Below are 25,282 nucleotides of genomic sequence, written 5' to 3' on the forward strand. Positions count from 1 at the left end.
AACGAGGGAAGCGCCCCGATAGGGTCATGTGCCAACGCGGAGCTTCGCGACGCCCGGATGGTGGAATGCAGACACGGCGAGCTTAAACCTCGCTGACCTTCGGGCCGTACCGGTTCGAGTCCGGTTCCGGGCACCACCGCTGACAGTGCCGCCGACCGGCGGGGACGCCCGGCACCTCCGCCGGGAGCTCGGAGGACGTCCCCCTCCGGCACCCCTCGCGCACGGAGCGGACCGTTCCGTTCCTCCGCCCCCGGCCGGCCCGCCCGCGGGGGCGTCGCCGCGGCCCGGGGGCCGCCGATTGCCCCCTGTTACCCTGGGGGCCCCTCCGCCTCCTGTTAGGTTCTCATGCCGACATGAATATCCTGAACCTTTCGGTAGTGCCCACACAGCGGCGCGCACCGGAAGGGGGTGGCACGGCGCGTCGAGGAAATGCGCCGGAGGTCGTGGAACAGCGGTTCTCGAAACCCGCTCTCCTCCTTTCCGGGATTTTCTTCCTGGTCTATCTCGCCCTGTCCGCCCGGCGGCACGCGATACAGCTCACGACCGGGTACGACCTGGGGATCTTCACCCAGATAGTGAAGTCCTACTCGCAGTTCACGGCCCCGTACGCGCCGCTCAAGGGAACCGGCTACAACGCGCTCGGGGACCATTTCCACCCGATCCTCGCAATTCTTGGACCCGTCTACAAGGCATTCCCGTCGAGCTATACGCTCCTGGTCTGCCAGGCGGCCCTGGTCGCGGTCTCCGTCATTCCGATCACGCGATGGGCCCACGAGGTCAGGGGCCGAAAATTCGCCTACTGGACCGGAATTTCCTACGGCGCCTCCTGGGGAATCGCGGAACTCGTCCAGTTCGACTTCCACGAAGTGGCCTTCGCGGTCCCGCTCCTCGCCTTCTCCGTGTGCGCGGCCGGCCGGGAGAAGTGGCGCGCGGCCGTCCTCTGGGCGATTCCCCTGGTCCTGGTCAAGGAGGACCTCGGACTCACGGTGGCCGCGGTCGGCGCGTACATCGCGTGGAAGGGGCCCCGGCGCGCGGGAATCCCGCTCGCCCTCTTCGGGATCGCGGCGACGGCCCTCGCGATGTTCGTCGTCCTCCCCTCCGTCAATCCGCTCGGCGAATTCGCCTACTGGCCGCCCGCCGAACCCCAGGAGAAGAGCCTCCTGGTGAAGGCCGCGGCGACGTTCTGGCCGCCGGTCAAATGGCTCACTCTGCTCATGCTCGTCGCCCCCACCGGATTCCTGGCGATCCGCTCCCCGCTCCTGGTCGTCATGCTCCCGACGCTCGGCTGGCGCTTCACCTCGGACTTCCCCAACTACTGGGGAATGGACTTCCACTACAGCGCGATCCTGATGCCGGTCGCCTTCGCCGCGGCGGTCCACGCCGTCGCCTCGGGGCGGACGATCACCCGCAGGCTCCTGCACGCCGGGGTGATCGGGGCGGTGGCCACCGCCGTCACCTTCTTCACCTCCCCGTTCCACGAACTCGTGCTGCCGCGGACGTGGGTCGCGTCCGAGCACGTGAGGGCGACCGGCGAAATCCTCGGCAGGATCCCCGACGGCGCCACGGTGGCCGCGTCCAATCGCCTCGCGGCCCAGCTCGCGTACCGGACCACCGTCAGCGAGGTCTGCCTCTTCCCCCGTTCCTTCGCGCCGGAGGAACCGCCCCGGTGGATGATCTACGACAACGCCGATCCGTCCGATCCGGAATGCGCGACCGGGAAGTCCCTGGAATCGTCCGCCCCGCACGTTCCCGGCTACCGGCTCGTCGAGCGCCGGAGCGGGATAACCCTCCTGGAGAGGGTCGACGCCCCCGGTGGACGGCCCTGAGGGACCGCGCCCCGAACCGGCTCCCGGGGAGGGGGCGTACACCCCGCGCCTCCGGAGAGGAAGAGCGGGAAGATGAGGGAAAGATCCTCCCCGAGCACTAGGGAGTTTCTTTTGCCTACGCATTACCCTTGACGCAAGGCCGCGCCGTGCGGTCCGCCATGGAGGAGTGAGATGAGGAGCAGCAACCCGGTCTTCTCGCGACGGGGGTTCAGCCGCGACAACGGCTACGCGGGCTTCAACGCGCAGCAGCCGCAGGCCGGGGGCCCCGCCGTCGGAACCAACCCGTACGCCACCGGCAACCCGTACGCCGGGGACGCGACGAACCCGTACGCGACCAACCCGTACGCCCCGCAGGACACGCAGCTCAGCGCCCCGCAGCAGGCCCGCGGCAACGTGATGACGATCGACGACGTCGTGAGCCGCACGGCCATGACGCTCGGCACGGTCGTGCTCACCGCCGTCCTGTCCTGGCTGCTGCTGCCGGTCGACCCGGCGAACCTGGGCAAGTCCTACGGCATCGCCGTCGGCGCCGCCCTGGTCGCCCTCGTCCTGTCGCTCGTGCAGTCCTTCAAGCGCAAGCCGTCGCCCGCGCTGATCCTGTCCTACGCCGCCTTCGAGGGCGTCTTCCTCGGAGTGATCTCGGCCGCCGTCTCGACGTACATCGCCGACGGCGTCGTCATCCAGGCGGTCCTGGGCACCATGGCGGTCTTCGCCGGCGTGCTCATCGCCTACAAGCTGGGCTGGATCCGGGTCAACCGGCGCTTCTACGGCTTCGTGATGGCCGCCGCGATGGGCTTCATGCTCCTCATGGTGACCAACCTGCTGTTCGCCGTCTTCGCGGGCGGTGACGGCCTCGGCTTCCGCAGCGGCGGCCTCGGCATCCTGTTCGGCGTCATCGGCATCATCCTCGGCGCCTGCTTCCTCGCCCTCGACTTCAAGCAGGTCGAGGACGGCGTGACCTACGGCGCGCCGCGCGAGGAGGCCTGGCTGGCCGCCTTCGGTCTCACCATGACCCTGGTGTGGATCTACCTGGAGATGCTGCGTCTGCTGTCGATCCTCCAGGGCGACGACTGACGCACCGCCCCCGACTCGGGGGAAGGGCCCGTCCGGCTGCGCGCCGGGCGGGCCCTTCCGCGTTCCCGGGACGCCGCCTGGCACGGGGGCACGGGCGGCGCGTAGGGTCGCGGGGTGCTTGATACGAGTGACCTGACCGCCGCCGTGGAGCGGTTCGCCGACCGGCTGCGGGCCGCCCCGCACAGCCGCCTCCAGCAGGGTGCGGCGGCCGAGGGGCTCGCCCTCGCCCAGGAGCTCGCGGTGCGCGCCCAGCGCGTCGAGGAGCCGGACCGGGAGCCCAGGACGATGCCGGACGCCGGGATCTTCGCCGTGGGCGACCAGCTCGCGGTGGCCGGGAACGACCTGGCCGAGGCACTGCGAACGGCCCCGGCCGGCCCCCGCGAGGGAGAGCTGGACGAGGCCGTGGGACTCGTACGGGGGGCGCTGGAGCGCTCGGGGCTGTAGCGGCCGTTCCCGGGCCCTACAGGGAGGCGATCACGCGGTCCGCGAGGATGTAGACGTTCTCCTCGTCCGTGTCGCCGTACGAGAAGGTCAGGGCGAAGGCGCCGGAGACGCCCGAGCCGCCGAGCAGGACCGGGACGCGGCCCGCGCGCAGGGCCTCCGCGAGGCGCTCCGCGGTCTCGCGGTGCCCGGGGGTCATGCAGAGCGTGGTGCCGTCCGCGAAGACGTACACGTCCAGGGTGCCCAGCGGGCCCGGGCGGACGTCGGTCAGGGCCGTGCGCGTGTCGGCCAGCTCCTCCAGGCGCGCCACCGTCCGCTCGTGGTCGGTGACGACCGGGGTCTGCACCGGTACGAAGTCCGGGTGCGAGGGGTGCCGGCGCCGGGCCGCGGCCAGCTCGGGGGAGTCCTCGGGGAACTCGTCCAGCGGCTCCGCCGCGCCGTCGAGCGCCGCCGCCTCGGACTCCATGGCCTCCAGGGCCATCGCCTCCAGGCCCACGAAGTCGCTCTGCCGCGGCACGAAGAAGGAGCCGTCCTCGGCCGGTCCGCCGAGGCCGCCGAGCAGGGACGGGGCGTCGGCGGCGTCCCGGGCCTCCTGCGCGGCCCAGAAGGCCCGCGCCTCGGCGAGCTCGCGCTCGCGCTCCTCGGCCAGGGCCTCCGCGACCGCGGCCCGTATCTCGGCGGCGGGCGTGGCACGGGCCGCGGGGACCGTGACGCCGTGCCCGGCGGCCAGCTCGCGCCGCAGGGCGGTGACCTGCTTGCGGAGACCGCGGACGGCGTGCAGGGCGGCGGCGCCCACGGCCGTGGCAGCGGCCGTGGTCAGCAGCAGGGCAAGAGGCATGGCGCTCACTGACGTACTCCCGATTCCGAGTCGATCCCCCGACTTCCTACCTCAGCTTGTCGTGAGGTGGGGGCCGCTGTCAGTGCATTACGTCACGAATTGGACAGGTATTTCTCCTGGGTGTTTAGTCCCGAAACCGCTCTGACCTGGGAAAACGAACTCCCCCGGGACGTAGGTCACATCCTGGGGGAGATTCGGTCACGGCTGGGACGCGACGCGGTTGACCGTCGCTCGTGAGGAGAGCGGGGTCAGCTCAGCCGCTCGCTCCTGTGGTCGCGCTGAACTTCGCCTCCGCTACGGCTCAGCTCAGCCGCTCGATGACCATCGCCATGCCCTGGCCGCCGCCGACGCACATGGTCTCCAGGCCGAACTGCTTGTCGTGGAACTGGAGGCTGTTGATCAGGGTGCCGGTGATGCGGGCGCCGGTCATGCCGAAGGGGTGGCCGACGGCGATGGCGCCGCCGTTGACGTTCACCTTGTCCAGGTCGAGGCCCAGCTCCTGGTAGGACGGGATGACCTGGGCGGCGAAGGCCTCGTTGATCTCGGCGAGGTCGATGTCGTCGATGGTGAGGCCGGCGCGCTGGAGCGCCTGCCTCGACGCCTCGACCGGGCCGAGGCCCATGATCTCGGGGGAGAGGCCGGAGACGCCGGTGGAGACGATCCGGGCCAGCGGGGTCAGGCCCAGCTCGCGGGCCTTGGTGTCGGACATGATCACCAGGGCGGCGGCGCCGTCGTTGAGCGGGCAGCAGTTGCCGGCGGTGACCAGGCCGTCGGGGCGGAAGACCGGCTTGAGGCCCTGCACGCCCTCCAGGGTGACGCCCGCGCGCGGGCCGTCGTCCGCCGAGACGACGGTGCCGTCCGGCAGCGTCACCGGGGTGATCTCGCGCTCCCAGAAGCCGTTCTTGATGGCCTGCTCGGCGAGGTTCTGCGAGCGGACGCCGAACTCGTCCATCTCCCGGCGGCCGATGCCCTTCCAGCGGGCCAGGTTCTCGGCGGTCTGGCCCATCGCGATGTACGCGTCGGGGACGAGGCCGTCCTCGCGCGGGTCGTGCCAGGTGGAGCCCTCGGAGGCGGCGACCTCGGCGGTGCGGGCCTCGGCCTCGGCGAAGAGCGGGTTGTGCGTGTCGGGCAGCGAGTCCGAGTTGCCCTTGGCGAAGCTGGACACCATCTCGACGCCGGCCGAGACGAAGACGTCGCCCTCGCCCGCCTTGATCGCGTGCAGCGCCATCCGGGAGGTCTGGAGCGAGGAGGAGCAGTAGCGGGTGATCGTGCAGCCCGGCAGGTGGTCCATGCCCATCTGCACGGCCACGATCCGGCCCAGGTTGTTGCCCTGCTCGCCGCCGGGCAGGCCGCAGCCCAGCATCAGGTCGTCGATGTCACGCGGGTCCAGCTCGGGCACCTTCGCCAGGGCGGCCTGGACGATGGTCGCGGTGAGGTCGTCCGGGCGCAGGTCCTTCAGGGAGCCCTTGAAGGCCCGGCCGATGGGGGAACGGGCGGTCGAGACGATCACGGCTTCGGGCATCACGGCTCCATGAGGGTGCGGAGTGAGCGGACTGAAAGGGAAGTTACCCGTACGTACCGCACCGGGTCACCGGGGCGGACGTGTGATGCGGACCTCTTTTCTAAGCGGGCGCTCAGTCAGGGGTTCTCCGTCGGGAACGGTGTCCGCCGGGGCTTTGTTCCCGGCGGGGGTCCGGCCCGCCGGGGCCCTGCTCCCGGCGGGCGTTCAGTTGGCCGGGGTCTCGGACGCGGGCGCCTCCCGTGCCCCTTCGGCCCCCTCCGGGACCTCCGCCACCTCCGCCGCGACCGGCAGCCGCCGCCTGCGGCGGTGCTTGAGGAGGGCCCACGGCGCCCGGGCGCCCGTGACCTCCGTGCCCGCCTCTTCCACCGCCTCGGCCGCGGCCTTCGCCACCGGCAGCATGTCCTCCCGCCGCGCCGGCTCCAGACGGTCCGCCTCCGGCCACACGCCGAGCACCGCGCAGACCGTCGGCAGGACGGCCATCGCCGCCGTCGCGTACCCCTCGGCCGACGGGTGGAAGCTGTCCACCCCGAACATCTCGCGCGGGTTCGCCGCGAACTCCGGGCCGAGCAGGTCGCCGAGCGACACCGTCCGCCCGCCCTGCTCCACCACCACGATCGTCTGCGCCGCCGCCAGCTGCCGCGACGCCCGCCGGGCCAGCCAGCGCAGCGGCTGGTAGACCGGCTCGATCGTGCCCAGATCCGGGCAGGTGCCGACGACCACCTCCGAGCCCGCCGTCCGCAGCCGCCGCACCGCCGCCGCCAGGAGCCGCACCGACTCCGTCGCCGGCAGCCGGTGCGTCACGTCGTTCGCCCCGATCATGACCACGCACACGTCCGGCGGCCCCAGGGGCTGCGAGAGCAGCAGCGACACCTGCCGCTCCAGGTCGTCCGAGCGCGCCCCCGACAGGGCCGCGTTCCGCAGCAGGACCGGCCGCTCCGCCACCGCCGCGAGCCCCGAGGCGAGCAGCGCGCCCGGCGTCTGGCCGGTGCGGCGCACCCCCTGGCCCGCCGCCGTGGAATCACCCAGAAGGGCCAGTCGCAGCGGGTCCTCCGTCCCGAACACCCGCCCGTACAGCCCGTCCGCCGCGGGCGGCAGCGGGGCCGCCCCGCCCCCCACGGTCCGCTTCGCGATGTGCGCCTCGGCGAGCAGGACCCCCACCGCCGCGACCCCGAGGAGCCCGATGCCCCCACCGCCGTACGCCGCACCCGCCGCGATCCGCCGCGCCACCCTCGCCCTGGACATGGGGCCGTCACCTCCTTCAAGCCGTTCAGGGTGTAACTGCCCCGTAACCCGCTCCGACTACGCATACGCTGGCCACACCATTACGGAGACCCCGGAGATTACGGTGCAATTCCACGACTCGATGATCAGCCTCGTCGGCAACACCCCGCTGGTGAAGCTCAACCACGTCACAGAGGGCATCCAGGCGACCGTCCTGGCCAAGGTCGAGTACTTCAACCCCGGCGGGTCGGTCAAGGACCGGATCGCCCTGCGGATGATCGAGGCGGCCGAGCGCAGCGGCGAGCTGAAGCCCGGCGGCACCATCGTCGAGCCCACGTCGGGCAACACCGGCGTCGGCCTGGCGATCGTGGCCCAGCAGAAGGGCTACAAGTGCATCTTCGTCTGCCCCGACAAGGTGTCGCTCGACAAGATCAACGTGCTGCGCGCGTACGGCGCCGAGGTCGTCGTCTGCCCCACGGCCGTCGACCCGGAGCACCCTGACTCGTACTACAACGTCTCGGACCGGCTCGTCCGCGAGACGCCGAACGCCTGGAAGCCCGACCAGTACTCCAACCCGAACAACCCGCGCTCGCACTACGAGACCACCGGTCCCGAGCTGTGGGAGCAGACGGACGGGAGGATCACCCACTTCGTCGCGGGCGTCGGCACCGGCGGCACCATCTCCGGCACCGGCAACTACCTCAAGGAGGCCAGCGGCGGCGCCGTCAAGGTCATCGGCGCCGACCCGGAGGGCTCCGTCTACTCGGGCGGCTCGGGCCGTCCGTACCTGGTCGAGGGCGTCGGAGAGGACTTCTGGCCCAGCGCGTACGACCGGAAGGTCGCCGACGGGATCGTGGCCGTGTCCGACAAGGACTCCTTCCAGATGACCCGCCGCCTCGCCAAGGAGGAGGGCCTCCTCGTCGGCGGCTCCTGCGGCATGGCCGTGGTCGCGGCCCTGGAGGTCGCCCGCGGCCTCGGTCCCGACGACGTCGTGGTCGTGCTGCTCCCGGACTCCGGCCGCGGCTACATGTCGAAGATCTTCAGCGACGAGTGGATGGCCGACTACGGCTTCCTGGAGGACACCTCCTCCGCCACCGTCGCCGACGTCCTGCGCCACAAGGAGGGCGGCCTGCCCTCCCTCGTCCACATGCACCCGGACGAGACCGTCGGCCAGGCCATCGAGGTGCTGCGCGAGTACGGCGTCTCCCAGATGCCCATCGTGAAGCCGGGCGCCGGCCACCCCGACGTCATGGCCGCCGAGGTCGTCGGCTCGGTCGTCGAGCGCGAGCTGCTCGACGCCCTCTTCACCGAGCGCGCCTCCCTGGGGGACGCCCTGGAGCGGCACATGAGCGCGCCGCTGCCGCAGGTCGGTTCCGGCGAGCCGGTCGAGGACCTGGTGGCCGTCCTGGGCGAGTCCGCCGACGCGGCGATCGTCCTGGTCGAGGGCAAGCCGACCGGCGTCGTCAGCCGCCAGGACCTGCTGGCCTTCCTGGCGGGCGGCGGCGCGAAGTAGGACCCGGCACGGGTCGCGCGGGCGAGTTCGCGCAACCGGTACGAGCGCGTCACGTGCGCGCAGCACCCGCTTAACACGCGTCCGGCAGATTGTTCCTCGTCGGCGTCACGGACTTCCGGAGCGGCTCCCGGGCCTCCAGAGACGCCGCGGACGCGGACCGGCCCTGACCCGGGCCCGTGTCCCTCGCGGGGACCGTCGTCGTCCCGCCCCCCGGCAACGGGGGTGCGGCGGTCCCCGCGCCAAGCTTCACGAAGGGCCCCCGCACCGGCGGGGGCCCTTCGTCCATCTCCCTTCCAGGACCGCCCGCGCGAGATCGTGCATATCCTTATGCAGAGTGTTGCGTGAGTGAATAGGTGAAAGGGGAGGGCGACGTGAGCGACAGCCCGGCCGGCCGGCTCCAGGCCCTCTTCGAGGGGCACCGGCTGACGCCGACCCAGCGGCGGATCGCGCACTGCATGGTGCGGAGCGCCGGAGACGTGCCGTTCCTGTCCAGCGTGGAGCTGGCCGAGCTCGCCGGGGTCAGCCAGCCCTCCGTGACCCGCTTCGCCGTCGCCCTCGGCTTCGACGGGTACCCGGCGCTCCGCCGCCACCTGCGCGAGGTGGCACCCCCCGAGGCCGGCCCCGGGACCGGAACGGACGGGGGCGAGGAGCACAACGAGTACCAGCAGGCCGTGCTCGCCGAGATCGAGAACCTCCGGCACCTCGCCGGGCTGCTCGCCGACCCCCGGCCCGTCGAGCGGGCCGGCCGGCTGCTCGCCCGCTCCCGGCCGCTGCCCGTGCTCGGACTGCGGGCCGCCTCCTCGCAGGCGCGCGGCTTCGCCTACTTCGCCGCCAAGGTGCACCCGGACGTACGGCTCCTCGACGAGGGCGGCTCGATGCTCACGGACCGCGTCGACGCGGCCGTACGGGCCGGGGCGACGGCCCTGCTCTGCTTCGCGCTGCCCCGGCACCCGCGCGAGGTCGTCGAGGCGCTGGAGTACGCGCGGGCGGCCGGTCTGACGGTCGTGACCGTCGCCGACTCGGCGTTCGCGCCCGTCGCCGCCCACAGCGACCTGCTCATCCCGGCCGCCGTCGGCACCGGACTCGCCTTCGACACCGCCTGCGCCCCCATGATGCTCGGCCGGGTCCTCCTGGAGGCCATGGCCGACGAACTCCCCGACGCGCAGGCGCGCCTGGAGGAGTTCGACGCGAAGGCGGCGGCGCGGGGCCTGTTCGTCGAATAGGCGGCGGGCGGCCCTCCGGCCGTCAGACGTCCAGCTCGGCCTCGATCTTCTTCAGCTGGTGGCGGGCCATCGCCAGGTTCGCCCGGTCCTTGTGCAGGGCCAGGTAGAGGAAGAGGCCGTTGGTGTTGCGCCCCTTGAGCAGCCGGATCAGGTGGTAGTGGGTGCCGAGGGTGATGAGGATGTCCTCGATCTCGTCGTTGAGCCCCAGCATCTCCATCGCCCGGACCTTGGCCCGCACGACGTCGGTGTTGCCGGCCGCGGCCACGTTCAGGTCGAGCTCCTTGCCGCCGCCGATCGTGCCGAGCGCCATGCCGCTGGTGTAGTCGACGAGGGCAGCGCCGATCGCGCCGTCGATGGAGGCCGCTTCCTTGAGGGAGGTCTCGGTGTTCGCCATGGTGTCGTACTTCTTCCTTCTGGATTTACGGGTTTACGGGGTCACGGGGTCCTGGGGCTCCGGACCTCACGGACCGGGGGCCCGGCGGGGTGCGGGGGCCGTCCGGGGTGCGGGGGCTTCCCCGGGTACGGGGGCGGGAGCTGGCCCAGGCGGTTCGGCTCCCTGCGCTCCAGCGCGCCGTCGACCAGCTCGCCTATCCGGGCGCTGGACCGGCGCGCCTCCAGGTGGAGCCGCCCCACGTTGATCCGGGGCTCCGCGAGCAGCGTCAGGACGGCCGAGCCGCCCGCCGCGTACGTCGCCACGTAGCCGCTCTCGCCGCGTACGAGCAGTTCGCGGAAGCGGCCCTGGCCGGTGGAGTCGGTCAGGCGCTGGCCGACGCCGAGCGCCGCCGCGGTCAGCGCGGCCACGCTCTCCGCCTCGCCGTCCACGGTGTCGTGGGCCAGGACGAGGCCGTCGGCGCTGGCCGCCAGGGCTCCGGTGAGCTGGGGCAGCCGCGCCCGCAGCCGTCTCAGCTCGCCGAGGACCTCGGCTTCTGCCGTCATGAGCTGTCTCCTCTCGGCGCGCATGCGCAGGGCACGCCTCATCACAGGTGTGCCTCCAGGGCGTCACGGAGCCGGCGCAGCAGGGCGATGTCGGGATCGGACACCGGCAGGACGGGTAAGAGGGCCGGTGCCGGTGGCACGGCTTCGGGTTCGGGTTCGGGGCTGAGCGGGGTCTCGACGAGTCCGGCGGCGGCGAGCCGCCGTACGTCGAGGAGCGTGTGGAAGGCGGGGCGGCCCAGCAGCCTGGCCAGCTCCGCCGGGGACCGCTCCCCGTCGGCCGTCGCGAGCAGGGCGCGCTGCCGCGCCCCCACGGTCTGGCCGGGGGCGGCGGGGCGGGGGACGACCGGGGCGGTGTCCACGGCGGGGTACGGCCAGACGGCGTCGAGGAGTTCGCGGCGGCGTACGGTCTCGCGCTCGACGGCCTCGGCGGAGACCGGCCGCACCGTGCCGAACCAGTGCCCCACCCCGTACCGGAAGCGGGTCGGTCCGCTGGTGGGGGAGAGGGCGAAGAAGGCCGCGTCGAAGACGGCGCCGAGGTGGCAGATCTCCAGCTCCCCGTCCTGGAGCCGGCCGCTGTCGACCAGGAAGCGGCCGACCGCGCGGTGGGCGCCGGCCCGGTCGACGGCCTCGTCCCAGTTCTCCCGGGGCAGCCGGCCGCCGGTGGTGAGGAGGACGTCGACGCCGGGGGCGGCGGGGCTCTCGGCGTGCACCACCCGGCCGTCCACCAGGTAGAGCGTGCCGTGGTCGCGCAGCAGGGCGCCGGTGGCCTTCTCGGCGGCGAGCCGGACCAGCATCGGGGAGACGGGGGTGGCGACCGCGCTCATCCGAGGACCAGCTTCTCGGCTATGTCGCGGAGTCTCATCCGGGCGAGGGCGAGGTTGCCGGTGTGGCGGTCGAGCCAGAGGTGGAGGAAGACGCTGCTGTCGAAGGAGGTCTCCACGAAGCGGAGGACGTGGTAGCCGGCCCGGGTGGTGACGATCAGGTCCTCGACGGGAGGCCCTCCGTCGTCCCCGTCCCCTCCGGAATCGCCGTCCGTCGCCAGGAAGGTGTCGAATTCGGCCGCCGAGCGGGCCAGTTCGGCGGTCTCGGCGGCCGTGGTCTCGTGGTCCCCGACGGGCGAGTCGCCCGCCGTCCCCAGTGCGAGTCCGCTGGTCCAGTCGACCAGGGAGGCGCCCCGAGCACCCGGTAGGGTCATGGCCTCCGTCAGGCACTCGTCGATTCCGGGCACGCGGATTCCCCTCCCGATGCGGCGTGCGAACGTGCGGCAGTGACGGTGACGCTACTGAACGTTCCGCTCCGGGGGAGGTGTTCTGGCATTTTCCATCGGAACATGCCCGGGTCTGACGGAAATTGATCCCTCGGTCGTGGCGGACATGTGCCGGGGCGTCCGCGTCAGGCCCGGGTCCCCACGGCGTTCGCGACGTCCGACAGGTCCTTGGCGAGCGCCCTGGCGACGGCCTTCGCCCCGAAGCGGGCGAGCAGCCGGCCGACGGCGCCGGGGGCGCGCCCGTGCGCGGGCCGGGCGGAGAAGGTCATCCGCAGGACGGTGGACCCGGTCCCGTCGGGCGTGAGGGTGAGTTCGGAGACGTGGTGCGTGCCGTGGGAGTCGGCGACGGTGACGTACCGGTCGGGCGGCTCGCACGCGGTCACGGTCATCTCCTCGGTGGCCTCCCGGCCCAGTGTCCGCCGGGTCTCGCGCCAGCGCGTGCCCACGCCGAAGCCGCCCGGGGTGAGCACCTCCACCTTCCGGACGCCGGTCAGCACCCGGGGCAGGTCCGGCAGGTCGGTGATCGTCTCCCAGACCCGCCCGGGGGAGGTGGCGACCCGGCGCTCGACGACGACGGAGGTGCCGTCCGCACCCGTTCCGGTCATGCCTTCACCACTCATGTCCTCATGGAAGCCGGGGCGCGGGGGCGGCGCTACCGGACTGTCGGCCCTCTTTCTGTTCGATCCTTCCGTTCGGCCGGTTCGGTCGTCCCGGCCGGTTCGGTCGGTTCGGTCGGCGTACGCACCAGCGCGTCCGCCAGGTCCCCGCCCGCCTCGGCGACGATCTCGTCCAGCGTCTGGGACCTGCGCACGGGCGTGAACGCCACCGTTCCGTCACCGGCCACGGCGAAGCCGTGGATCGCCGGCCGGGGCAGGCTGTTGTACGCGTAGTGGTGGGCGAAGTAGTACGCGCCGGTGTCCGGCACCGCCACCACGTCCCCCGGCCGCAGCAGCGGCAGCTCACGGCCGGTGGCGATCAGGTCCCCGGCGAAGCAGGCGGGGCCCGCCACGTCCTGGACGGCGGTCTCCCCGGTGCGGGGCCGCCCCCCTGAGTCGTACGCGAGGACGCGCAGCGGCCAGGAGCCGGGGGCGTAGACCGTACGGGTGGCGAGCTGCACGCCCGCGTGGGTGACGGCGATCGGGCGGCCCCCGGAGGTCTTGGTGTACTCCACCCGGGTGAGGACCGTTCCGTGTTTGGCCAGAAGTGAGCGCCCGAACTCGGTGACCAGACGGTAGCGGCCGTCGAAGAGCCCGGGGACGGTGGTGGCGAGCAGCCGCGCGTACTCCGCGTACGTCGGCGTCTCCTCGTCGGAGGCGAAGTTCACCGGCAGGCCGCCGCCGATGTCGAGGGTGTCGACCTGCCGCCGGCCGGCGGTCCGGTTGATCTCCTCGGCGAGCGCGTACGCCTCCCCGACCCCCTCCGCCATCAGGGCGAGCGGCACGCCCTGGGAGCCGGTGTGGGTGTGCAGCCGGGTGAGCCGGGGGCGGTCGAGGAAGGCCTGGACGACGGCCTTGCGGGCGCCCTCGTCGCGGAGCGCCACGCCGAACTTGGAGGTGGCGGTCGCGGTGGAGAGCGCGCCGATGGAACCGGCTCCTACCTGCGGGTTCACCCGGAGACCGAGCGGTGAGGCGCTGGGCGCGGCGGCCGTGAGCGCGTCGATCCTGGCCAGCTCCTGGAGGTTGTCGGCGTTGACCGCGATCCCGAGCGCGAGGGCCCGGCGCAGCTCGTCCGGGGTCTTGGCGGGGGAGTCGAGCACGGTGCGTTCCGGCGGGATCCCGGCGGCGTGGGCGAGGGCCAGCTCGCCGGGGCTCGCCACCTCGGCCCCGAGCCCGGCCTCGTGGAGCAGGCGCAGGACGGGGACGAGCGGTGCGGCCTTCACGGCGAAGGCGTGCAGGACGGGCGCGTCGGTGACGGCGGCGAAGGCGCTGGTCAGAGCGGCGGCGGAGGCGCGGATGCCGGCGGTGTCGAGGAGGGCGACGACCGGTTCGGCGGGGGAGAGGAGCCCTTGGTCGACGGAGGCGCGGACGGCGAGATCGCGACGGGAGGAGGCCATGGGGCCCATGGTCGTCCATGCGGTGCGGGAGCGGGAGGGCGTCGCGTCTTCCGGCCGGTCCGGGAGCGGGCGGGCGCCGTGCGGGCGCCGACCTCTCGCCGGGCCCTGTTGACTACAACTATTCATGCCGCCAGGATGTGAATATCTGAACGACATTCGAGGAGGCACCGCCATGTCAGGACCCCGCCCCGTACGGGCCCCGCGCGGTACGGAACTGAGCGCCCTGGGATGGCAGCAGGAGGCCGCCCTCCGGATGCTCCAGAACAACCTGGACCCCGAGGTCGCCGAGCACCCCGACAAGCTCGTCGTCTACGGCGGCACCGGCAAGGCCGCCCGCGACTGGCGCTCCTTCGACGCGATGGTCCGCACCCTGCGCACCCTCAAGCAGGACGAGACGATGCTCGTCCAGTCCGGCCGCCCGGTCGGCGTCATGCAGACCCACGAGTGGGCCCCCCGCGTCCTCATCGCCAACTCCAACCTGGTCGGCGACTGGGCGAACTGGGAGGAGTTCCGGCGCCTGGAGCAGCTCGGCCTCACCATGTACGGCCAGATGACGGCCGGCTCCTGGATCTACATCGGCACCCAGGGCATCCTCCAGGGCACGTACGAGACCTTCGCCGCCGTCGCCGCCAAGAAGTTCGGCGGCACCCTGGCCGGGACCATCACCCTGACCGCCGGTCTCGGCGGCATGGGCGGCGCCCAGCCGCTCGCCGTGACGATGAACGACGGCGTCGCGATCTGCATCGACGTCGACCCGCGCGCCATCGAGCGCCGCATCGAGCACCGCTACCTGGACGTGAGGGCCGACTCCCCGGAGCACGCCCTCGCCCTGGCGACCGAGGCCCGCGACGCCCGCCGCCCGCTCTCCATCGGCCTCCTCGGCAACGCCGCCGAGCTGCTGCCCCGCATGCTGGCCGAGGGCGCCCCGATCGACATCGTGACGGACCAGACCTCCGCCCACGACCCGCTCTCCTACCTCCCGGCCGGCGTCGCCTTCGAGGACATGGCCGACGCGGCGGCGAAGGACCCGGCCGGGTTCACGACCCGGGCCCGCGAGTCGATGGCCCGGCACGTCGAGGCCATGGTCGGCTTCATGGACGCGGGCGCCGAGGTCTTCGACTACGGCAACTCGATCCGGGGCGAGGCCCAGCTCGCCGGCTACGACCGCGCCTTCGCCTTCCCCGGCTTCGTCCCGGCGTACATCCGCCCGCTGTTCTGCGAGGGCAAGGGCCCGTTCCGCTGGGCCGCCCTCTCCGGCGAGGCGAGCGACATCCACAAGACGGACAAGGCGATCCTCGACCTCTTCCCCGAGAACGAGTCGCTGCACCGCTGGATCAGGATGGCCGGCGAGCGCGTCCACTTCCAGGGCCTGCCCGCCCGCATCTGCTGGCTCGGCCAGGGCGAGCGCGACAAGGCCGGCGCCATGTTCAACGACATGGTCGCCGACGGCACCCTCGCCGCCCCCCTCGCCATCGGCCGCGACCACCTGGACTGCGGCTCGGTCGCCTCCCCGTACCGCGAGACCGAGGCCATGCTCGACGGCTCCGACGCCATCGCCGACTGGCCGCTGCTCAACGCCATGGTCAACGTCGCCTCCGGCGCCTCCTGGGTCTCCCTCCACCACGGCGGCGGCGTCGGCATGGGCCGCTCGATCCACGCGGGCCAGGTCTCGGTGGCCGACGGCACCCCGCTGGCGGGCGAGAAGATCCGCCGCGTGCTGACGAACGACCCGGGCATGGGCGTCATCCGCCACGTCGACGCCGGTTACGACATCGCCGAGCGGGTCGCCGACGAGAAGGGCGTCCGCGTCCCGATGCGCGAGGGCGACGACGCTTCCGGGGCCTCCGCGTGAGCGAGACCTTCCACGCCATGTGGCGGTCGCTGCGGCCCCTCGGCCGCAGCGCCGCCTCCGGCGGCTACCGCCGCTACGCCTGGACGGACGCCGACGCCGACTGCCGCCTCTGGTTCCGGATGCAGGCCGAGGCCCGCCGCCTGGACGTCGAGACCGACCGCAACGGCAACCAGTGGGCCTGGCTCGGCGACCCGACGGCCGGCGACGCCGTCGTCACCGGCTCCCACCTGGACTCCGTCCCCGACGGCGGTGCCTTCGACGGCCCCCTCGGCGTCGTCTCCTCCTTCGCCGCGCTGGACGAACTGCGCTCCCGGGGCGTCTCGTTCAAGCGCCCCCTCGCCATCGTCAACTTCGGCGACGAGGAGGGCGCCCGCTTCGGCCTCGCCTGCGTCGGCTCCCGCCTCACCGCCGGGCGGCTGACGAAGGAGCAGGCGTACGAGCTGCGCGACGCCGACGGGACCAGCCTCCCGCAGGCCATGGAGGCCGCCGGGTACGACCCCGACGCCATCGGCCCCGACCCCGAACGGCTCGCCCGCATCGGCGCCTTCGTGGAACTCCACGTCGAGCAGGGCCGGGCCCTGGACCTGTCCGGCGACGCCGTCGGCATCGCCTCCGCCATCTGGCCGCACGGCCGCTGGCGGTACGACTTCGCCGGCGAGGCCAACCACGCGGGCACCACCCGCCTGGTCGACCGCCGTGACCCGATGCTCACCTACGCCGAGACCGTCCTCGCCGCCCGCCGCGAGGCCGAACTCGCGGGCGCCGTCGCCACCTTCGGCAAGATCGCGGTCGAGCCGAACGGCGTCAACGCCATCCCCTCCCTCGTGCGCGGCTGGCTCGACGCGCGCGCCGCCGACCAGGACGCCCTGGACGCGGTCGTCGCGGGCGTCGAGACGGCGGCCCGCGACTACGCCGACCGCCACGGCATCGACCTCACCGTCGTCCGCGAGTCCTTCACTCCGGTCGTGGACTTCTCGCACGCCCTGCGCGACGAGCTGTCCCGGATCCTGGGCGACTCGGCCGCGAGCACCGCCGGCACCACGGGGCCCTCGGGCAAGGTCCCGGTCCTCGGCACGGGCGCGGGCCACGACGCGGGTATTTTGTCCGAATCGATCCCGACCGCCATGCTGTTCGTGCGCAACCCCACGGGCGTCTCGCACTCCCCGGCCGAGTTCGCGGCCGAGGACGACTGCCTGGCCGGGGTCCGCGCACTCGCCGACGTACTGGAGGAGCTGGCGTGCCGCTGACGACCACGTACTGGCTGGAGCACGCCTGGATCGACCCCGTCGTCGAGCCGGGCGTCGCCCTGGAGGTGGCGGACGGCCGGATCACGTCGGTCCGCACGGGGGCGGAGACCCCGCCCCCGGGCGCGGAGGTCCTGCGCGGCCTGACGATCCCGGGCCTGGCCAACGCCCACTCGCACGCCTTCCACCGCGCCCTGCGCGGCACCGTCCAGGTCGGCTCCGGCACCTTCTGGACCTGGCGCGACACCATGTACAAGATCGCCCAGCGCCTCACCCCCGACAGCTACTTCGCCCTGGCCCGCGCGGTGTACGCGGAGATGGCGCTCGCCGGCATCACCTCCGTCGGCGAGTTCCACTACCTCCACCACGCCCCCGGCGGCACCCCGTACGCCGACCCCAACGCCATGGGCGAGGCCCTGATCGCGGCCGCCGCCGAGGCCGGCGTCCGCCTCACCCTCCTCGACACCGCCTACCTCTCCTCCGGCTTCGGCGCCGCCCCCGAGCACCACCAGCTCCGCTTCACCGACGGCACGGCGGACGCCTGGGCCGAGCGGGCGTCGGCGCTCCAGGAGCGGGACGGCGTACGGATCGGGGCGGCGATCCACTCCGTACGGGCCGTCCCGGCGGACCAGCTGGCCACGGTGGCCGACTGGGCCCGGCGGCGGGAGGCCCCCCTCCACGTGCACCTCTCGGAGCAGACCGCCGAGAACGACGCCTGCCTGGCGGCCCACGGCCTCACCCCCACGCAACTCCTCTCCGAACACGGTGTGCTCGGCCCCCGGACCACCGGGGTCCACAACACCCACCTCACCCCCGGCGACATCGCCCTCCTCGGCTCGTCCTCCACCGGCACCTGCATGTGCCCGACGACCGAACGCGACCTCGCGGACGGCATCGGCCCGGCGGTGGACCTCCAGCGCGCCGGCTCCCCCCTCTCCCTGGGCAGCGACAGCCACGCGGTCGTCGACCTCCTCGAAGAGGCGCGGGCCATGGAGCTGAACGAGCGCCTGCGCACCCGCACCCGGGGCCACTGGACGGCGGCGGCGCTGCTCCGCGCGGCGAGCGCGGACGGCCACGCGGCCCTGGGCCGGCAGGAGGCCGGCGAACTGACGCCGGGCGCCCTCGCCGACTTCACGACGATCGCCCTGGACTCCGTCAGGACAGCGGGACCGGCACCGCGTCTGGCAGCCGAGACGGCGGTATTCGCGGCGTCGGCAGCGGACGTGCGGCACACGGTCGTGGGCGGCCGGCACGTCGTACGGGACGGGGTCCACCAGTCCGTACCGGACGTGCCCCGGGCCCTCGCCGACTCGATCGCCGCCCTGCGCGGCTGAAGGAGACCCCCCTCACCATGAACACCGGCCCCGAGACGAGGAACAGCACGGCGGCGACCTCCGCCCCCACGAGCGCGAACAGCGCCGTGGCGACCCCCGCCACCGCCATCGTCAACATCGCCAGCCTGGTCACGAACGACCCCTCCCTCAGTGACGGAAGCCCCCTGGGCCTGATCCAGAACGCGGCCGTCGTGATCGAAGGCGACCGGATCGTCTGGGTCGGTGAATCCAGCAAAGCACCGACCACTGACAACCGGGTCGACGCGGGCGGCCGGGCGGTGATCCCCGGTTTCGTCGACTCCCACTCGCACCTGGTCTTCGCGGGCGACCGCACGGCCGAGTTCAACGCCCGCATGTCCGGGCGGCCGTACGAGGCGGGCGGCATCCGCACGACCGTGGCGGCGACGCGCGCGGCGAGCGACGAGGCCCTGTCGGCGAACGTCGCCCGCTACCTGCGCGAGGCCCTCGCCCAGGGCACGACCACCTTCGAGACGAAGTCCGGCTACGGCCTGACGGTCGAGGACGAGGCCCGCGCCCTGCGCATCGCCGCCGAGCACACCGACGAGGTCACGTACCTCGGCGCGCACATCGTCCCCCCGGACCACGCCGACGACCCGGCGGCCTACGTCGAGCTGGTCACCGGCCCGATGCTGGACGCCTGCGCCCCGTACGCCCGCTGGGTGGACGTCTTCTGCGAGAAGGGCGCCTTCGACGGGGACCAGGCCCGCGCGATCCTGACGGCGGGCAGGGCGAAGGGCCTCCACCCCCGCATCCACGCCAACCAGCTGTCCTACGGCCCCGGCGTCCAACTGGCGGTGGAACTGGACGCGGCGAGCGCCGACCACTGCACGCACCTGACGGACGCGGACGTGGACGCGCTGGCCTCGGGGAACACGGTCGCCACCCTCCTCCCGGGGGCGGAGTTCTCCACCCGCGCCGAGTGGCCGGACGCCCGCCGCCTCCTGGACGCGGGCGTCACGGTCGCCCTCTCCACGGACTGCAACCCGGGCTCCTCCTTCACCTCCTCCGTCCCCTTCTGCGTCGCCCTGGCGGTCCGGGACATGGGCATGACCCCCGACGAGGCCCTCTGGTCCGCCACGGCGGGCGGTGCGGCGGCCCTCCGCCGCACGGACGTCGGCCGCCTCACCCCCGGCACCCGCGCCGACCTCACCCTCCTGAACGCCCCGTCCCACGTCCACCTGGCCTACCGGCCGGGGGTGCCGCTGGTGTCGGAGGTGTGGCGGAGGGGCGTGCGGGTGGTCCGAGGGGCCGCCGCGACACCGGAAACGGCAGGTCACAGTCCGTTTCCCCACGGCTCGCGTTGAGTACGGGTACTCATGTGGGCGGCGTTCGTCCGCTCGCATGATTCCCGCATGAGGACCCCGAACCGCCTCACGAGGACCGCCCTGGCCGTCGCACTCGGCAGCGTGGCCCTGACCGCCTGCGGCACGGAGACCTCCACCGGTGCGACCTCCGCCGAGGTGTCCGCCGTGGGTGCCGGCGCCTCGAAGACACCGGCGCCGAAGCGGTCGCTCCCGTCGGACGGCCTGGCGACGGACCCCGACCCGGAGGCGCGCCACCTGGCCGTGTCCGCCCGCATCCTGTACGAGTGCGACCCGGGCGGCTGGGGACCCCTGGAGCCGACCCCGGAGGGCACGATCCCGCCACGGAACCGGAACCTGCCGAAGGGCGGCCCGGTCCCCCTGGACGCCCCGGAGCCGCCGTCCGACCCGGACCCGGTCCCCACCAGGACCGGACCCGTCGAGGAGGTGCCGCTGAACCCGCTGGACGCGTGCGCGGGCGACGCGCACGCCGAGCGCGTCCTCGCGGCGTTCGACGGCACGGGCCCGGCCGACTACCCGGCACTGCGGCGGAAGCTGACGGGCCTGGACCACCCGCCGTCCCGCATCCACCGGATGCCGGACCACGACGGCTCCCCCCGCGCCCGGCTCGACCTCCGCTTCATGGGCGACAACCTGGTCCTGGAGATCACCGGCACCCCCCACCGGGTACGCGTCGAGCCCTTCGGGGCCCCGGAGACGGAGGACGTGCGCATCACCGACGTCAGGCGCGGACAGAACCGCGCCGCCGCGCCCTCCTGACCGGTCCGGACCCCAGGGCCCGGGGACGGGGCCGGCCGGCCCGGTCCGCCCCGGATCAGCCCGAGACCTCGTCCAGCAGCACCTGCAACAACCCCACCAGGGTCGCGCCGCTCACGATCTCGCGGCGGGCGATCATGCCCCGGACGTCCGCGAGGGGGATCCACTCGATGCGGTCCGACTCGTTGAGCTCGGTCGGCGGGCCCTCGTACGCGGCGCCGGCGGCGCGGAAGACGTGGTGCCGGGAGTCGGTGATGCCGTTGGCCGGCTCCGAGTAGACCAACGGGGTGAGGGGGCCGGGGCGCCAGCCCGTCTCCTCCAGGACCTCGCGGGCCGCCGCCTCCGCCGGGGTCTCGCCGTCCTCGACCAGGCCCATGGGCAGCTCCCAGGCCCAGACGTCGGTGACGAAGCGGTGGCGCCACATCATCAGGACCTCGCGGCGGTCGTTGACGACGGCCGCGACGGCGAGGTCGCGGAGCTTGACCACGTAGTACTCGTCCCGCTGCCCGTCGGGCCGCTCGACATCGGCGAGCCACAGGTTCACCCAGGGGTACTCGTGGAGCGGGCGCTCCCCGTGGACCTTCCAGCGCACGACCGGTTCTCCTCTCAGTCCCGGTGGCCCAGCACGTTGACCACCCGGCCGTCCGGATCCCTTACGAAGAAGCGCCGCACACCCCACTCCTCGTCCGTCAACGGGTGCACGACCTCGACCCCCGCCGCCCGCACCGCCGCGTACACCGCGTCCACGTCCTCCACCTCCACGCTCAGATCGGGGGAGACGGGGGCGGTCGGATCCGCGCCCATCAGGCTGACCTGGACGGCGGGGACGGCGGGCGAGGCGAGGGTCGCGATCCAGCCGTGGTCCATGACCTGCTCGAAACCGAGGAGACCGTAGAAGTCCTTGTTCTCCTCCGGGGAGCCGGTCCGGAGGTTGGGGACTGCGCGGCGCACGCTCATCGGGTACTCCTCGGCACGGGAAACGACACTCGGCGACGGTTCACGGAACTCGTGGACCACCCGGATCTCCCCCACGATATGCGCGTTGAACTCCTCCGGCTCCTCCGCCGGCACCCACAGTTCGAGGATCGTCCGCCCGCCCGCCCGCCCGCCCGCCTGCCGGACCGGGTGCTTGGCCAGGAACTCCGTGTCGCTCTCTTCCGGAGGAGGAGCGCCGGCGGTATCCGGCCCCTCCCCGCCGTGACCACGGGGTTTCGGCGGCGACGGCCGTGAAGTGCGTTCACTCGCCCGGGACTTCGCCGTGTCCCCGCCTTCACGGGTCGGTCACGGAAAGGACGAGTATCCCTGTCTCCGGGCGTTGCGGGCCGGTACCGTCCTGTCCTGGCAGGACTCAGGGGGAAGACCGGGGGTCGGCAGGGTGAGCGCTGTCCGCATGCGGGTCGTGAGGCCGGGGGAGCTGAGCGCGCGCGAGGTCGAGGCCTGGCGGAAGCTGCGGGCCGAGTCCGGTGCGCCCGCCAATCCGTTCATGGAACCGGAGTTCACGCGCGCGGTGGCCGAGGTGCGGCCCCGCGCGCGGGTCGCCGTCTGGTGGGACGGGGACGAGCCCGTCGGGTTCTTCCCTTACGAGAAGGGGCCGTTGGGGCAGGGCCGGGCCATCGGGTTCGGCGTCTCCGACAGCCAGGGGGCCGTCCTGCGGGACGGACTGCGGCCCGGCGCACGCGCCCTGCTGCGCCACTGCGGGCTCGCGGCGTGGGAGTTCGACAACCTGGAGGACGGCCAGGACCTCTTCCGGGACGCCGCCGTCGAGTCCTTCGCCTCCCCCGTGATCGACGTCGGCGAGGGATACGCCGCCTACGAGGCCCTCCTGCGCGTCCGGTCGCCCAAGTTCCTGAAGACCACCCTCGCCAAGGAGCGACGGCTCGCCCGCCGGACCGACGGCGGCGTCCGCTTCGTCTTCGACGAACGCGACCCGGCCGCCCTGCGCACCCTCATGGCGTGGAAGTCCGCCCAGTACCGCAGGACCGGCCGCCGCGACCGCTTCGCCAAGGAGTGGATCAACGTCCTCGTCCGGCGTCTGCACACGCTTCGCACCCCCGGCTGCTCCGGCGTGCTGTCCGTGCTGTACGCGGGCGAACGGCCCGTCGCCGCCCACTTCGGGCTCCGGTCCGCGACCGTCCTGTCCTGCTGGTTCCCCGCCTACGACCCCGCGTTCGCCAAGTACTCGCCCGGCCTCGTCCTCCACCTGCGCATGGCCGAGGCCGCGGCCGCCGCCGGGATCGGCGTCCTCGACCTGGGGCGCGGCGACGCCGAGTACAAGGACGCCCTCAAGACCGGGGAGCTGACGGTGTACGAGGGGGCCGCCGTCCGCCCCGGCGCCCGCGCCGCCCTGCACCGGCTGCGGCGCGAACCCGCCCGGCGCCTCCACGCCTTCGTCCGCTCCCGCCCCGCCCTCGCCGCCCACGGCCGCACCGCCCTCAACCGGCTCGCCCGTCTGCGGGGTGGGGGGTGACCCTTCCGGGCCCTCCCGGGTCCATCCGGTTCCTCCGTGCTCCTTACGCCCATCCGGGCCCCTCCAGTCCTGGCCGGATCACCCGCGCCCCTCACCCCCATCCGGACCCCTTCGACCCGCCCGTGCCCCTTACGCCCGCCCGCACATACGTCCCTCGGGAGGCCCCGTTGAATCCCCCCGCCCCCCGGCCCCTCTCCGTCGCCGAGCTCGACCTCGCCGGGCCCGAGGGGCCCGTCCTGGCGTTCCGGGCCGCGCCCGGCGGGCCGGAGGTGAAGGGCGGTGACGTCTACGCGCTCGTACGGCTCCGGGGCCGGCCCGCCGCCACCGTCGTCGGGACCGTCGCGGACGGCGAGGACCCCGCCGAGGCGCTCGCCGCCCTCGCCCGGGAACGGCTCGCCCGGACCGCGCCCCCCTCCGACGCCGAGCGACTCGCCCGGACCATTCCCCCCTCCCACGCCGAGCGTCTCGCGGAGGTCCGGAAGGAGGCCGGTGGGGCCGCCCCGCCCCGTACCTCCGTGGTCGTCGCCACCCGTGAGCGCCCCGAGCCGCTCGCCCGTGCCCTCGACTCGCTCCTCGCCCAGGACCACCCCGACTTCAGGATCGTCGTCGTCGACAACGCGCCCCGGACCACGGACACCCGTGACCTGATCGCCCGCGCGTACGCCGGCCGCGTCCGGTACGTCCGCGAGGACGTCCCCGGTCTCGCCGCCGCCCACAACACCGGAGCCGCCGCCGCCGACGGCACCGTCCTCGCCTTCACCGACGACGACGTCGTCGCCGACCCGCACTGGCTGACCGCCCTCACCGCCCCCTTCGCCGCCGACCCCGGCCTCGGCTGCGTCACCGGCCTGATCCTGCCCGCCCGGCTCGCCACCCCCGCCCAGGTCCTCCTCGAATCGCACGGCGGGTTCGCCAAGGGCTTCGCCCCGCGCCTGTACGACCCGGCCCGGCCGCCCGCCGACGAACCCCTCTTCCCGTTCACCGCCGGCGGCTTCGGCTCCGGCGCCAACATGGCCTTCCGCGCCGACGCCCTGCGCCGGGCCGGCGGCTTCGACCCGGCCACCGGCACCGGGACGGCGGCGAGGGGCGGTGACGACCTGTACGCCTTCGTCGCCGTCCTCTCCGCCGGCTTCCGGCTCCGCTACACCCCGGACGCCCTCGTCTGGCACCACCACCGCGACACCTGGCAGGACCTGCGGAACCAGGCGTACGGCTACGGCGCCGGCCTCACCGCGTACCTCACCGCGACCCTGGTCCGCCGGCCCCGTCTGCTGCCCGCGCTCCTCGTCCGCCTCCCGCGCGGCCTCGCGCACGCCCGCGCGACGACCGCCCGGCGGGGCGGGGCCGGGAGCGGTGTCCCCGGCGAGCACGGCACCCGCCACCCCTGGCCCCCCGGCCTCTCCCGACTGGAGCGACGCGGCATGCTCCACGGCCCGATCGGATACGCGAAGGCCCGTGTCGCGGCGCGGCGGGGGAGGAACCCCCGATGACCGGAGCCCCCCTCCCCGCCCGGATACCCGTCCTCCTCTACCACGCCGTCATGGAGGACCCGCCGGACTGGATCGCCGAATTCACGGTCGGGCCCAAGGAGTTCGCCTCGCAGCTCGACGCCGTCGTCGCCTGCGGACGCACCCCGGTCACCATCGGCACCCTGGCCGCGCACCTCGTCTCCGGGGCCCCGCTGCCGGACCGGCCCGTCGTCCTCACCTTCGACGACGGCTTCGCCGACCTGGCCGGGCCGACCGCCGAGGCGCTCGCCACCCGGGGCCTGCCGGCCACGGCGTACCTCACCACCGGCGCCCTCACCCCCGGCCGGCCCTGCCTGCTGCCGCCCGCGCCGATGATGACCCTCGCGCAGGCACCGCGCCTGGAGGAGTACGGCATGGAGGTCGGCGGCCACACCGTCACCCACCCGCAGCTCGACACCCTCGCGCCGAACGCCCTGCGCCGCGAACTGCGCGATTCGAAGGCCGCGTTGGAGGACGTCCTCGGGCACGAGGTGGTCCACCTCGCCTACCCGCACGGCTACAACAGCCCCGCCGTCCGGCGGGCCGCCGCCGCCGCCGGATACACCTCGGCGGTCGCCGTCCGGCACGCCCTGAGCTCCCGGCGCGACGAGGTCCACCGCATCGCCCGGCTCATCGTGCGCCGCACCCACACCACCGCCGACGTGGAGCGGTGGATGGAGGGGCGGGGCGCGAGGACCGCCCCGTACCGGGATTCGCCGGCCACGGTCGGCTGGCGGACGTACCGCAGGGCCCGCGCCCTGCTGAGGGGACCCGAGTTCGCCGGCTGAGCCGCAGGACCGGGCGGGGATGGCAAGTCACCCGTAAGGAAAGGGAGTCGAATGTGCGTATATGACCGAAGCGCGT

General features: G+C 73.5%; 24 protein-coding genes, 1 tRNA gene and 1 pseudogene. 14 read left to right on the top strand and 12 right to left on the bottom strand.

The genetic code is table 11. The features are described from left to right. The first annotated feature begins 51 nt into the window (after positions 1-51). From ACFY7E_RS31275 to ACFY7E_RS31290, 4 genes are all read left to right on the top strand, one after another. Positions 52-136: transfer RNA gene (locus ACFY7E_RS31275), tRNA-Leu, on the top strand. 307 nt (positions 137-443) lie between these two features. Continuing rightward, positions 444-1,826: a DUF2079 domain-containing protein gene (locus ACFY7E_RS31280; RefSeq protein ID WP_389490836.1), complete on the top strand. Its 1,383-nt coding sequence runs from the start codon at positions 444-446 to the stop codon at positions 1,824-1,826. A 171-nt stretch (positions 1,827-1,997) separates the two neighbouring features. After that, positions 1,998-2,900, top strand: a complete 903-nt coding sequence (locus ACFY7E_RS31285; RefSeq protein ID WP_389490838.1) for a Bax inhibitor-1/YccA family protein — start codon at positions 1,998-2,000, stop codon at positions 2,898-2,900. 114 nt (positions 2,901-3,014) lie between these two features. Further along, on the top strand, positions 3,015-3,344 hold the full coding sequence (locus ACFY7E_RS31290) for a hypothetical protein (protein WP_389490840.1): 330 nt from the start codon (positions 3,015-3,017) through the stop codon (positions 3,342-3,344). Between the two features lie 16 nt (positions 3,345-3,360). Here the strand turns inward: ACFY7E_RS31290 and ACFY7E_RS31295 are convergent, their stop codons facing one another. The 3 genes from ACFY7E_RS31295 to ACFY7E_RS31305 form a co-directional block, all read right to left on the bottom strand. Continuing rightward, on the bottom strand, positions 3,361-4,179 hold the full coding sequence (locus ACFY7E_RS31295) for a hypothetical protein (protein ID WP_389490842.1): 819 nt from the start codon (positions 4,177-4,179) through the stop codon (positions 3,361-3,363). A gap of 301 nt (positions 4,180-4,480) precedes the next feature. Next, positions 4,481-5,701: an acetyl-CoA C-acetyltransferase gene (locus tag ACFY7E_RS31300; RefSeq protein ID WP_389490845.1), complete on the bottom strand. Its 1,221-nt coding sequence runs from the start codon at positions 5,699-5,701 to the stop codon at positions 4,481-4,483. A gap of 204 nt (positions 5,702-5,905) precedes the next feature. Beyond that, positions 5,906-6,943, bottom strand: coding sequence for an SGNH/GDSL hydrolase family protein (locus ACFY7E_RS31305; RefSeq protein ID WP_389490848.1), 1,038 nt, complete (start codon positions 6,941-6,943; stop codon positions 5,906-5,908). 103 nt (positions 6,944-7,046) lie between these two features. Here ACFY7E_RS31305 and ACFY7E_RS31310 point away from each other — a divergent pair, with 103 nt between their 5' ends. Continuing rightward, complete coding sequence (locus ACFY7E_RS31310; RefSeq protein WP_383441988.1) at positions 7,047-8,435, top strand: cystathionine beta-synthase; 1,389 nt, start codon at positions 7,047-7,049, stop codon at positions 8,433-8,435. Between the two features lie 371 nt (positions 8,436-8,806). Beyond that, on the top strand, positions 8,807-9,658 hold the full coding sequence (locus ACFY7E_RS31315; protein ID WP_389490852.1) for a MurR/RpiR family transcriptional regulator: 852 nt from the start codon (positions 8,807-8,809) through the stop codon (positions 9,656-9,658). A 22-nt stretch (positions 9,659-9,680) separates the two neighbouring features. Here ACFY7E_RS31315 and ACFY7E_RS31320 read toward each other — a convergent pair whose 3' ends face one another. The 6 genes from ACFY7E_RS31320 to ACFY7E_RS31345 form a co-directional block, all read right to left on the bottom strand. Next, positions 9,681-10,052 carry a hypothetical protein gene (locus tag ACFY7E_RS31320; RefSeq protein WP_125667118.1) on the bottom strand — a complete coding sequence of 124 codons (372 nt, stop codon included), beginning with the start codon at positions 10,050-10,052 and terminating at the stop codon, positions 9,681-9,683. A gap of 41 nt (positions 10,053-10,093) precedes the next feature. Continuing rightward, positions 10,094-10,594, bottom strand: a complete 501-nt coding sequence (locus ACFY7E_RS31325) for a roadblock/LC7 domain-containing protein (RefSeq protein WP_389490856.1) — start codon at positions 10,592-10,594, stop codon at positions 10,094-10,096. Positions 10,595-10,635: 41 nt separating this feature from the next. Continuing rightward, positions 10,636-11,418, bottom strand: a complete 783-nt coding sequence (locus tag ACFY7E_RS31330; RefSeq protein ID WP_389490859.1) for a transcriptional regulator — start codon at positions 11,416-11,418, stop codon at positions 10,636-10,638. Continuing rightward, the gene (locus ACFY7E_RS31335) at positions 11,415-11,822 is read right to left on the bottom strand and encodes a hypothetical protein (RefSeq protein WP_389490861.1); all 408 of its coding nucleotides are present in this window, start codon (positions 11,820-11,822) and stop codon (positions 11,415-11,417) included. Before ACFY7E_RS31335 ends, ACFY7E_RS31330 begins: the two co-directional genes overlap by 4 nt. 164 nt (positions 11,823-11,986) lie before the next feature. Beyond that, positions 11,987-12,481 carry an SRPBCC family protein gene (locus ACFY7E_RS31340; protein ID WP_389490864.1) on the bottom strand — a complete coding sequence of 165 codons (495 nt, stop codon included), beginning with the start codon at positions 12,479-12,481 and terminating at the stop codon, positions 11,987-11,989. Positions 12,482-12,513: 32 nt separating this feature from the next. Next, positions 12,514-13,923 (bottom strand): diaminopimelate decarboxylase, encoded by a 1,410-nt coding sequence (locus ACFY7E_RS31345; protein WP_389490867.1) that lies wholly within the window; start codon positions 13,921-13,923, stop codon positions 12,514-12,516. 163 nt (positions 13,924-14,086) lie between these two features. Between ACFY7E_RS31345 and hutU the strand changes: the two genes are divergently transcribed. The 5 genes from hutU to ACFY7E_RS31370 are packed head-to-tail and all read left to right on the top strand — an operon-like array spanning position 14,087 to position 20,446. Beyond that, entirely contained in the window at positions 14,087-15,766 is a 1,680-nt protein-coding gene (gene hutU, locus ACFY7E_RS31350) for a urocanate hydratase (RefSeq protein WP_389490870.1), read from the top strand. A 17-nt stretch (positions 15,767-15,783) separates the two neighbouring features. Then, the gene (locus tag ACFY7E_RS31355; protein WP_389490932.1) at positions 15,784-17,013 is read left to right on the top strand and encodes an allantoate amidohydrolase; all 1,230 of its coding nucleotides are present in this window, start codon (positions 15,784-15,786) and stop codon (positions 17,011-17,013) included. Further along, positions 17,004-18,344 (top strand): formimidoylglutamate deiminase, encoded by a 1,341-nt coding sequence (locus ACFY7E_RS31360; protein WP_389490873.1) that lies wholly within the window; start codon positions 17,004-17,006, stop codon positions 18,342-18,344. The genes ACFY7E_RS31355 and ACFY7E_RS31360 overlap by 10 nt, the downstream gene beginning before the upstream one ends. 17 nt (positions 18,345-18,361) lie before the next feature. After that, a complete protein-coding gene (hutI, locus tag ACFY7E_RS31365; protein ID WP_389490876.1) occupies positions 18,362-19,669 on the top strand; it encodes an imidazolonepropionase in 1,308 nt (435 codons plus the stop codon). A 48-nt stretch (positions 19,670-19,717) separates the two neighbouring features. Continuing rightward, positions 19,718-20,446, top strand: coding sequence for a hypothetical protein (locus ACFY7E_RS31370; protein WP_389490879.1), 729 nt, complete (start codon positions 19,718-19,720; stop codon positions 20,444-20,446). Positions 20,447-20,501: 55 nt separating this feature from the next. Here the strand turns inward: ACFY7E_RS31370 and ACFY7E_RS31375 are convergent, their stop codons facing one another. The 3 genes and pseudogenes from ACFY7E_RS31375 to ACFY7E_RS31385 all read right to left on the bottom strand — a co-directional run. After that, positions 20,502-21,035 (bottom strand): NUDIX hydrolase, encoded by a 534-nt coding sequence (locus ACFY7E_RS31375; RefSeq protein ID WP_389490882.1) that lies wholly within the window; start codon positions 21,033-21,035, stop codon positions 20,502-20,504. A 14-nt stretch (positions 21,036-21,049) separates the two neighbouring features. After that, entirely contained in the window at positions 21,050-21,400 is a 351-nt protein-coding gene (locus tag ACFY7E_RS31380; RefSeq protein WP_389490885.1) for a VOC family protein, read from the bottom strand. A gap of 42 nt (positions 21,401-21,442) precedes the next feature. After that, a pseudogene (locus ACFY7E_RS31385) lies at positions 21,443-21,625 on the bottom strand (hypothetical protein); the annotation flags it as partial. A 208-nt stretch (positions 21,626-21,833) separates the two neighbouring features. On the opposite strand from ACFY7E_RS31385, the gene ACFY7E_RS31390 reads away from it, so the two are divergent. From ACFY7E_RS31390 to ACFY7E_RS31400, 3 genes are all read left to right on the top strand, one after another. Then, on the top strand, positions 21,834-22,910 hold the full coding sequence (locus tag ACFY7E_RS31390) for a GNAT family N-acetyltransferase (RefSeq protein WP_389490935.1): 1,077 nt from the start codon (positions 21,834-21,836) through the stop codon (positions 22,908-22,910). A 167-nt stretch (positions 22,911-23,077) separates the two neighbouring features. Beyond that, positions 23,078-24,400 carry a glycosyltransferase gene (locus ACFY7E_RS31395; RefSeq protein WP_389490888.1) on the top strand — a complete coding sequence of 441 codons (1,323 nt, stop codon included), beginning with the start codon at positions 23,078-23,080 and terminating at the stop codon, positions 24,398-24,400. Next, positions 24,397-25,206, top strand: a complete 810-nt coding sequence (locus ACFY7E_RS31400) for a polysaccharide deacetylase family protein (RefSeq protein ID WP_389490891.1) — start codon at positions 24,397-24,399, stop codon at positions 25,204-25,206. The genes ACFY7E_RS31395 and ACFY7E_RS31400 overlap by 4 nt, the downstream gene beginning before the upstream one ends. Positions 25,207-25,282: the final 76 nt, after the last annotated feature.

Origin of the sequence: Streptomyces sp. NPDC012825 (assembly GCF_042900925.1) — a bacterium.
In the GTDB taxonomy this organism is placed as follows: domain Bacteria; phylum Actinomycetota; class Actinomycetes; order Streptomycetales; family Streptomycetaceae; genus Streptomyces.

Bases quoted from the DNA above. Each gene is read 5' to 3' on its own strand.
- hutI (WP_389490876.1), top strand. From the start codon at position 18,362: ATGAACACCGGCCCCGAGACGAGGAACAGCACGGCGGCGACCTCCGCC.
- ACFY7E_RS31400 (WP_389490891.1), top strand. From the start codon at position 24,397: ATGACCGGAGCCCCCCTCCCCGCCCGGATACCCGTCCTCCTCTACCAC.
- ACFY7E_RS31300 (WP_389490845.1), bottom strand. From the start codon at position 5,701: ATGCCCGAAGCCGTGATCGTCTCGACCGCCCGTTCCCCCATCGGCCGG.
- hutU (WP_389490870.1), top strand. From the start codon at position 14,087: ATGTCAGGACCCCGCCCCGTACGGGCCCCGCGCGGTACGGAACTGAGC.
- ACFY7E_RS31340 (WP_389490864.1), bottom strand. From the start codon at position 12,481: ATGAGTGGTGAAGGCATGACCGGAACGGGTGCGGACGGCACCTCCGTC.
- ACFY7E_RS31325 (WP_389490856.1), bottom strand. From the start codon at position 10,594: ATGACGGCAGAAGCCGAGGTCCTCGGCGAGCTGAGACGGCTGCGGGCG.
- ACFY7E_RS31285 (WP_389490838.1), top strand. From the start codon at position 1,998: ATGAGGAGCAGCAACCCGGTCTTCTCGCGACGGGGGTTCAGCCGCGAC.
- ACFY7E_RS31380 (WP_389490885.1), bottom strand. From the start codon at position 21,400: ATGAGCGTGCGCCGCGCAGTCCCCAACCTCCGGACCGGCTCCCCGGAG.
- ACFY7E_RS31305 (WP_389490848.1), bottom strand. From the start codon at position 6,943: ATGTCCAGGGCGAGGGTGGCGCGGCGGATCGCGGCGGGTGCGGCGTAC.
- ACFY7E_RS31330 (WP_389490859.1), bottom strand. From the start codon at position 11,418: ATGAGCGCGGTCGCCACCCCCGTCTCCCCGATGCTGGTCCGGCTCGCC.
- ACFY7E_RS31355 (WP_389490932.1), top strand. From the start codon at position 15,784: ATGTGGCGGTCGCTGCGGCCCCTCGGCCGCAGCGCCGCCTCCGGCGGC.
- ACFY7E_RS31320 (WP_125667118.1), bottom strand. From the start codon at position 10,052: ATGGCGAACACCGAGACCTCCCTCAAGGAAGCGGCCTCCATCGACGGC.
- ACFY7E_RS31370 (WP_389490879.1), top strand. From the start codon at position 19,718: ATGAGGACCCCGAACCGCCTCACGAGGACCGCCCTGGCCGTCGCACTC.
- ACFY7E_RS31295 (WP_389490842.1), bottom strand. From the start codon at position 4,179: ATGCCTCTTGCCCTGCTGCTGACCACGGCCGCTGCCACGGCCGTGGGC.
- ACFY7E_RS31345 (WP_389490867.1), bottom strand. From the start codon at position 13,923: ATGGGCCCCATGGCCTCCTCCCGTCGCGATCTCGCCGTCCGCGCCTCC.
- ACFY7E_RS31390 (WP_389490935.1), top strand. From the start codon at position 21,834: ATGCGGGTCGTGAGGCCGGGGGAGCTGAGCGCGCGCGAGGTCGAGGCC.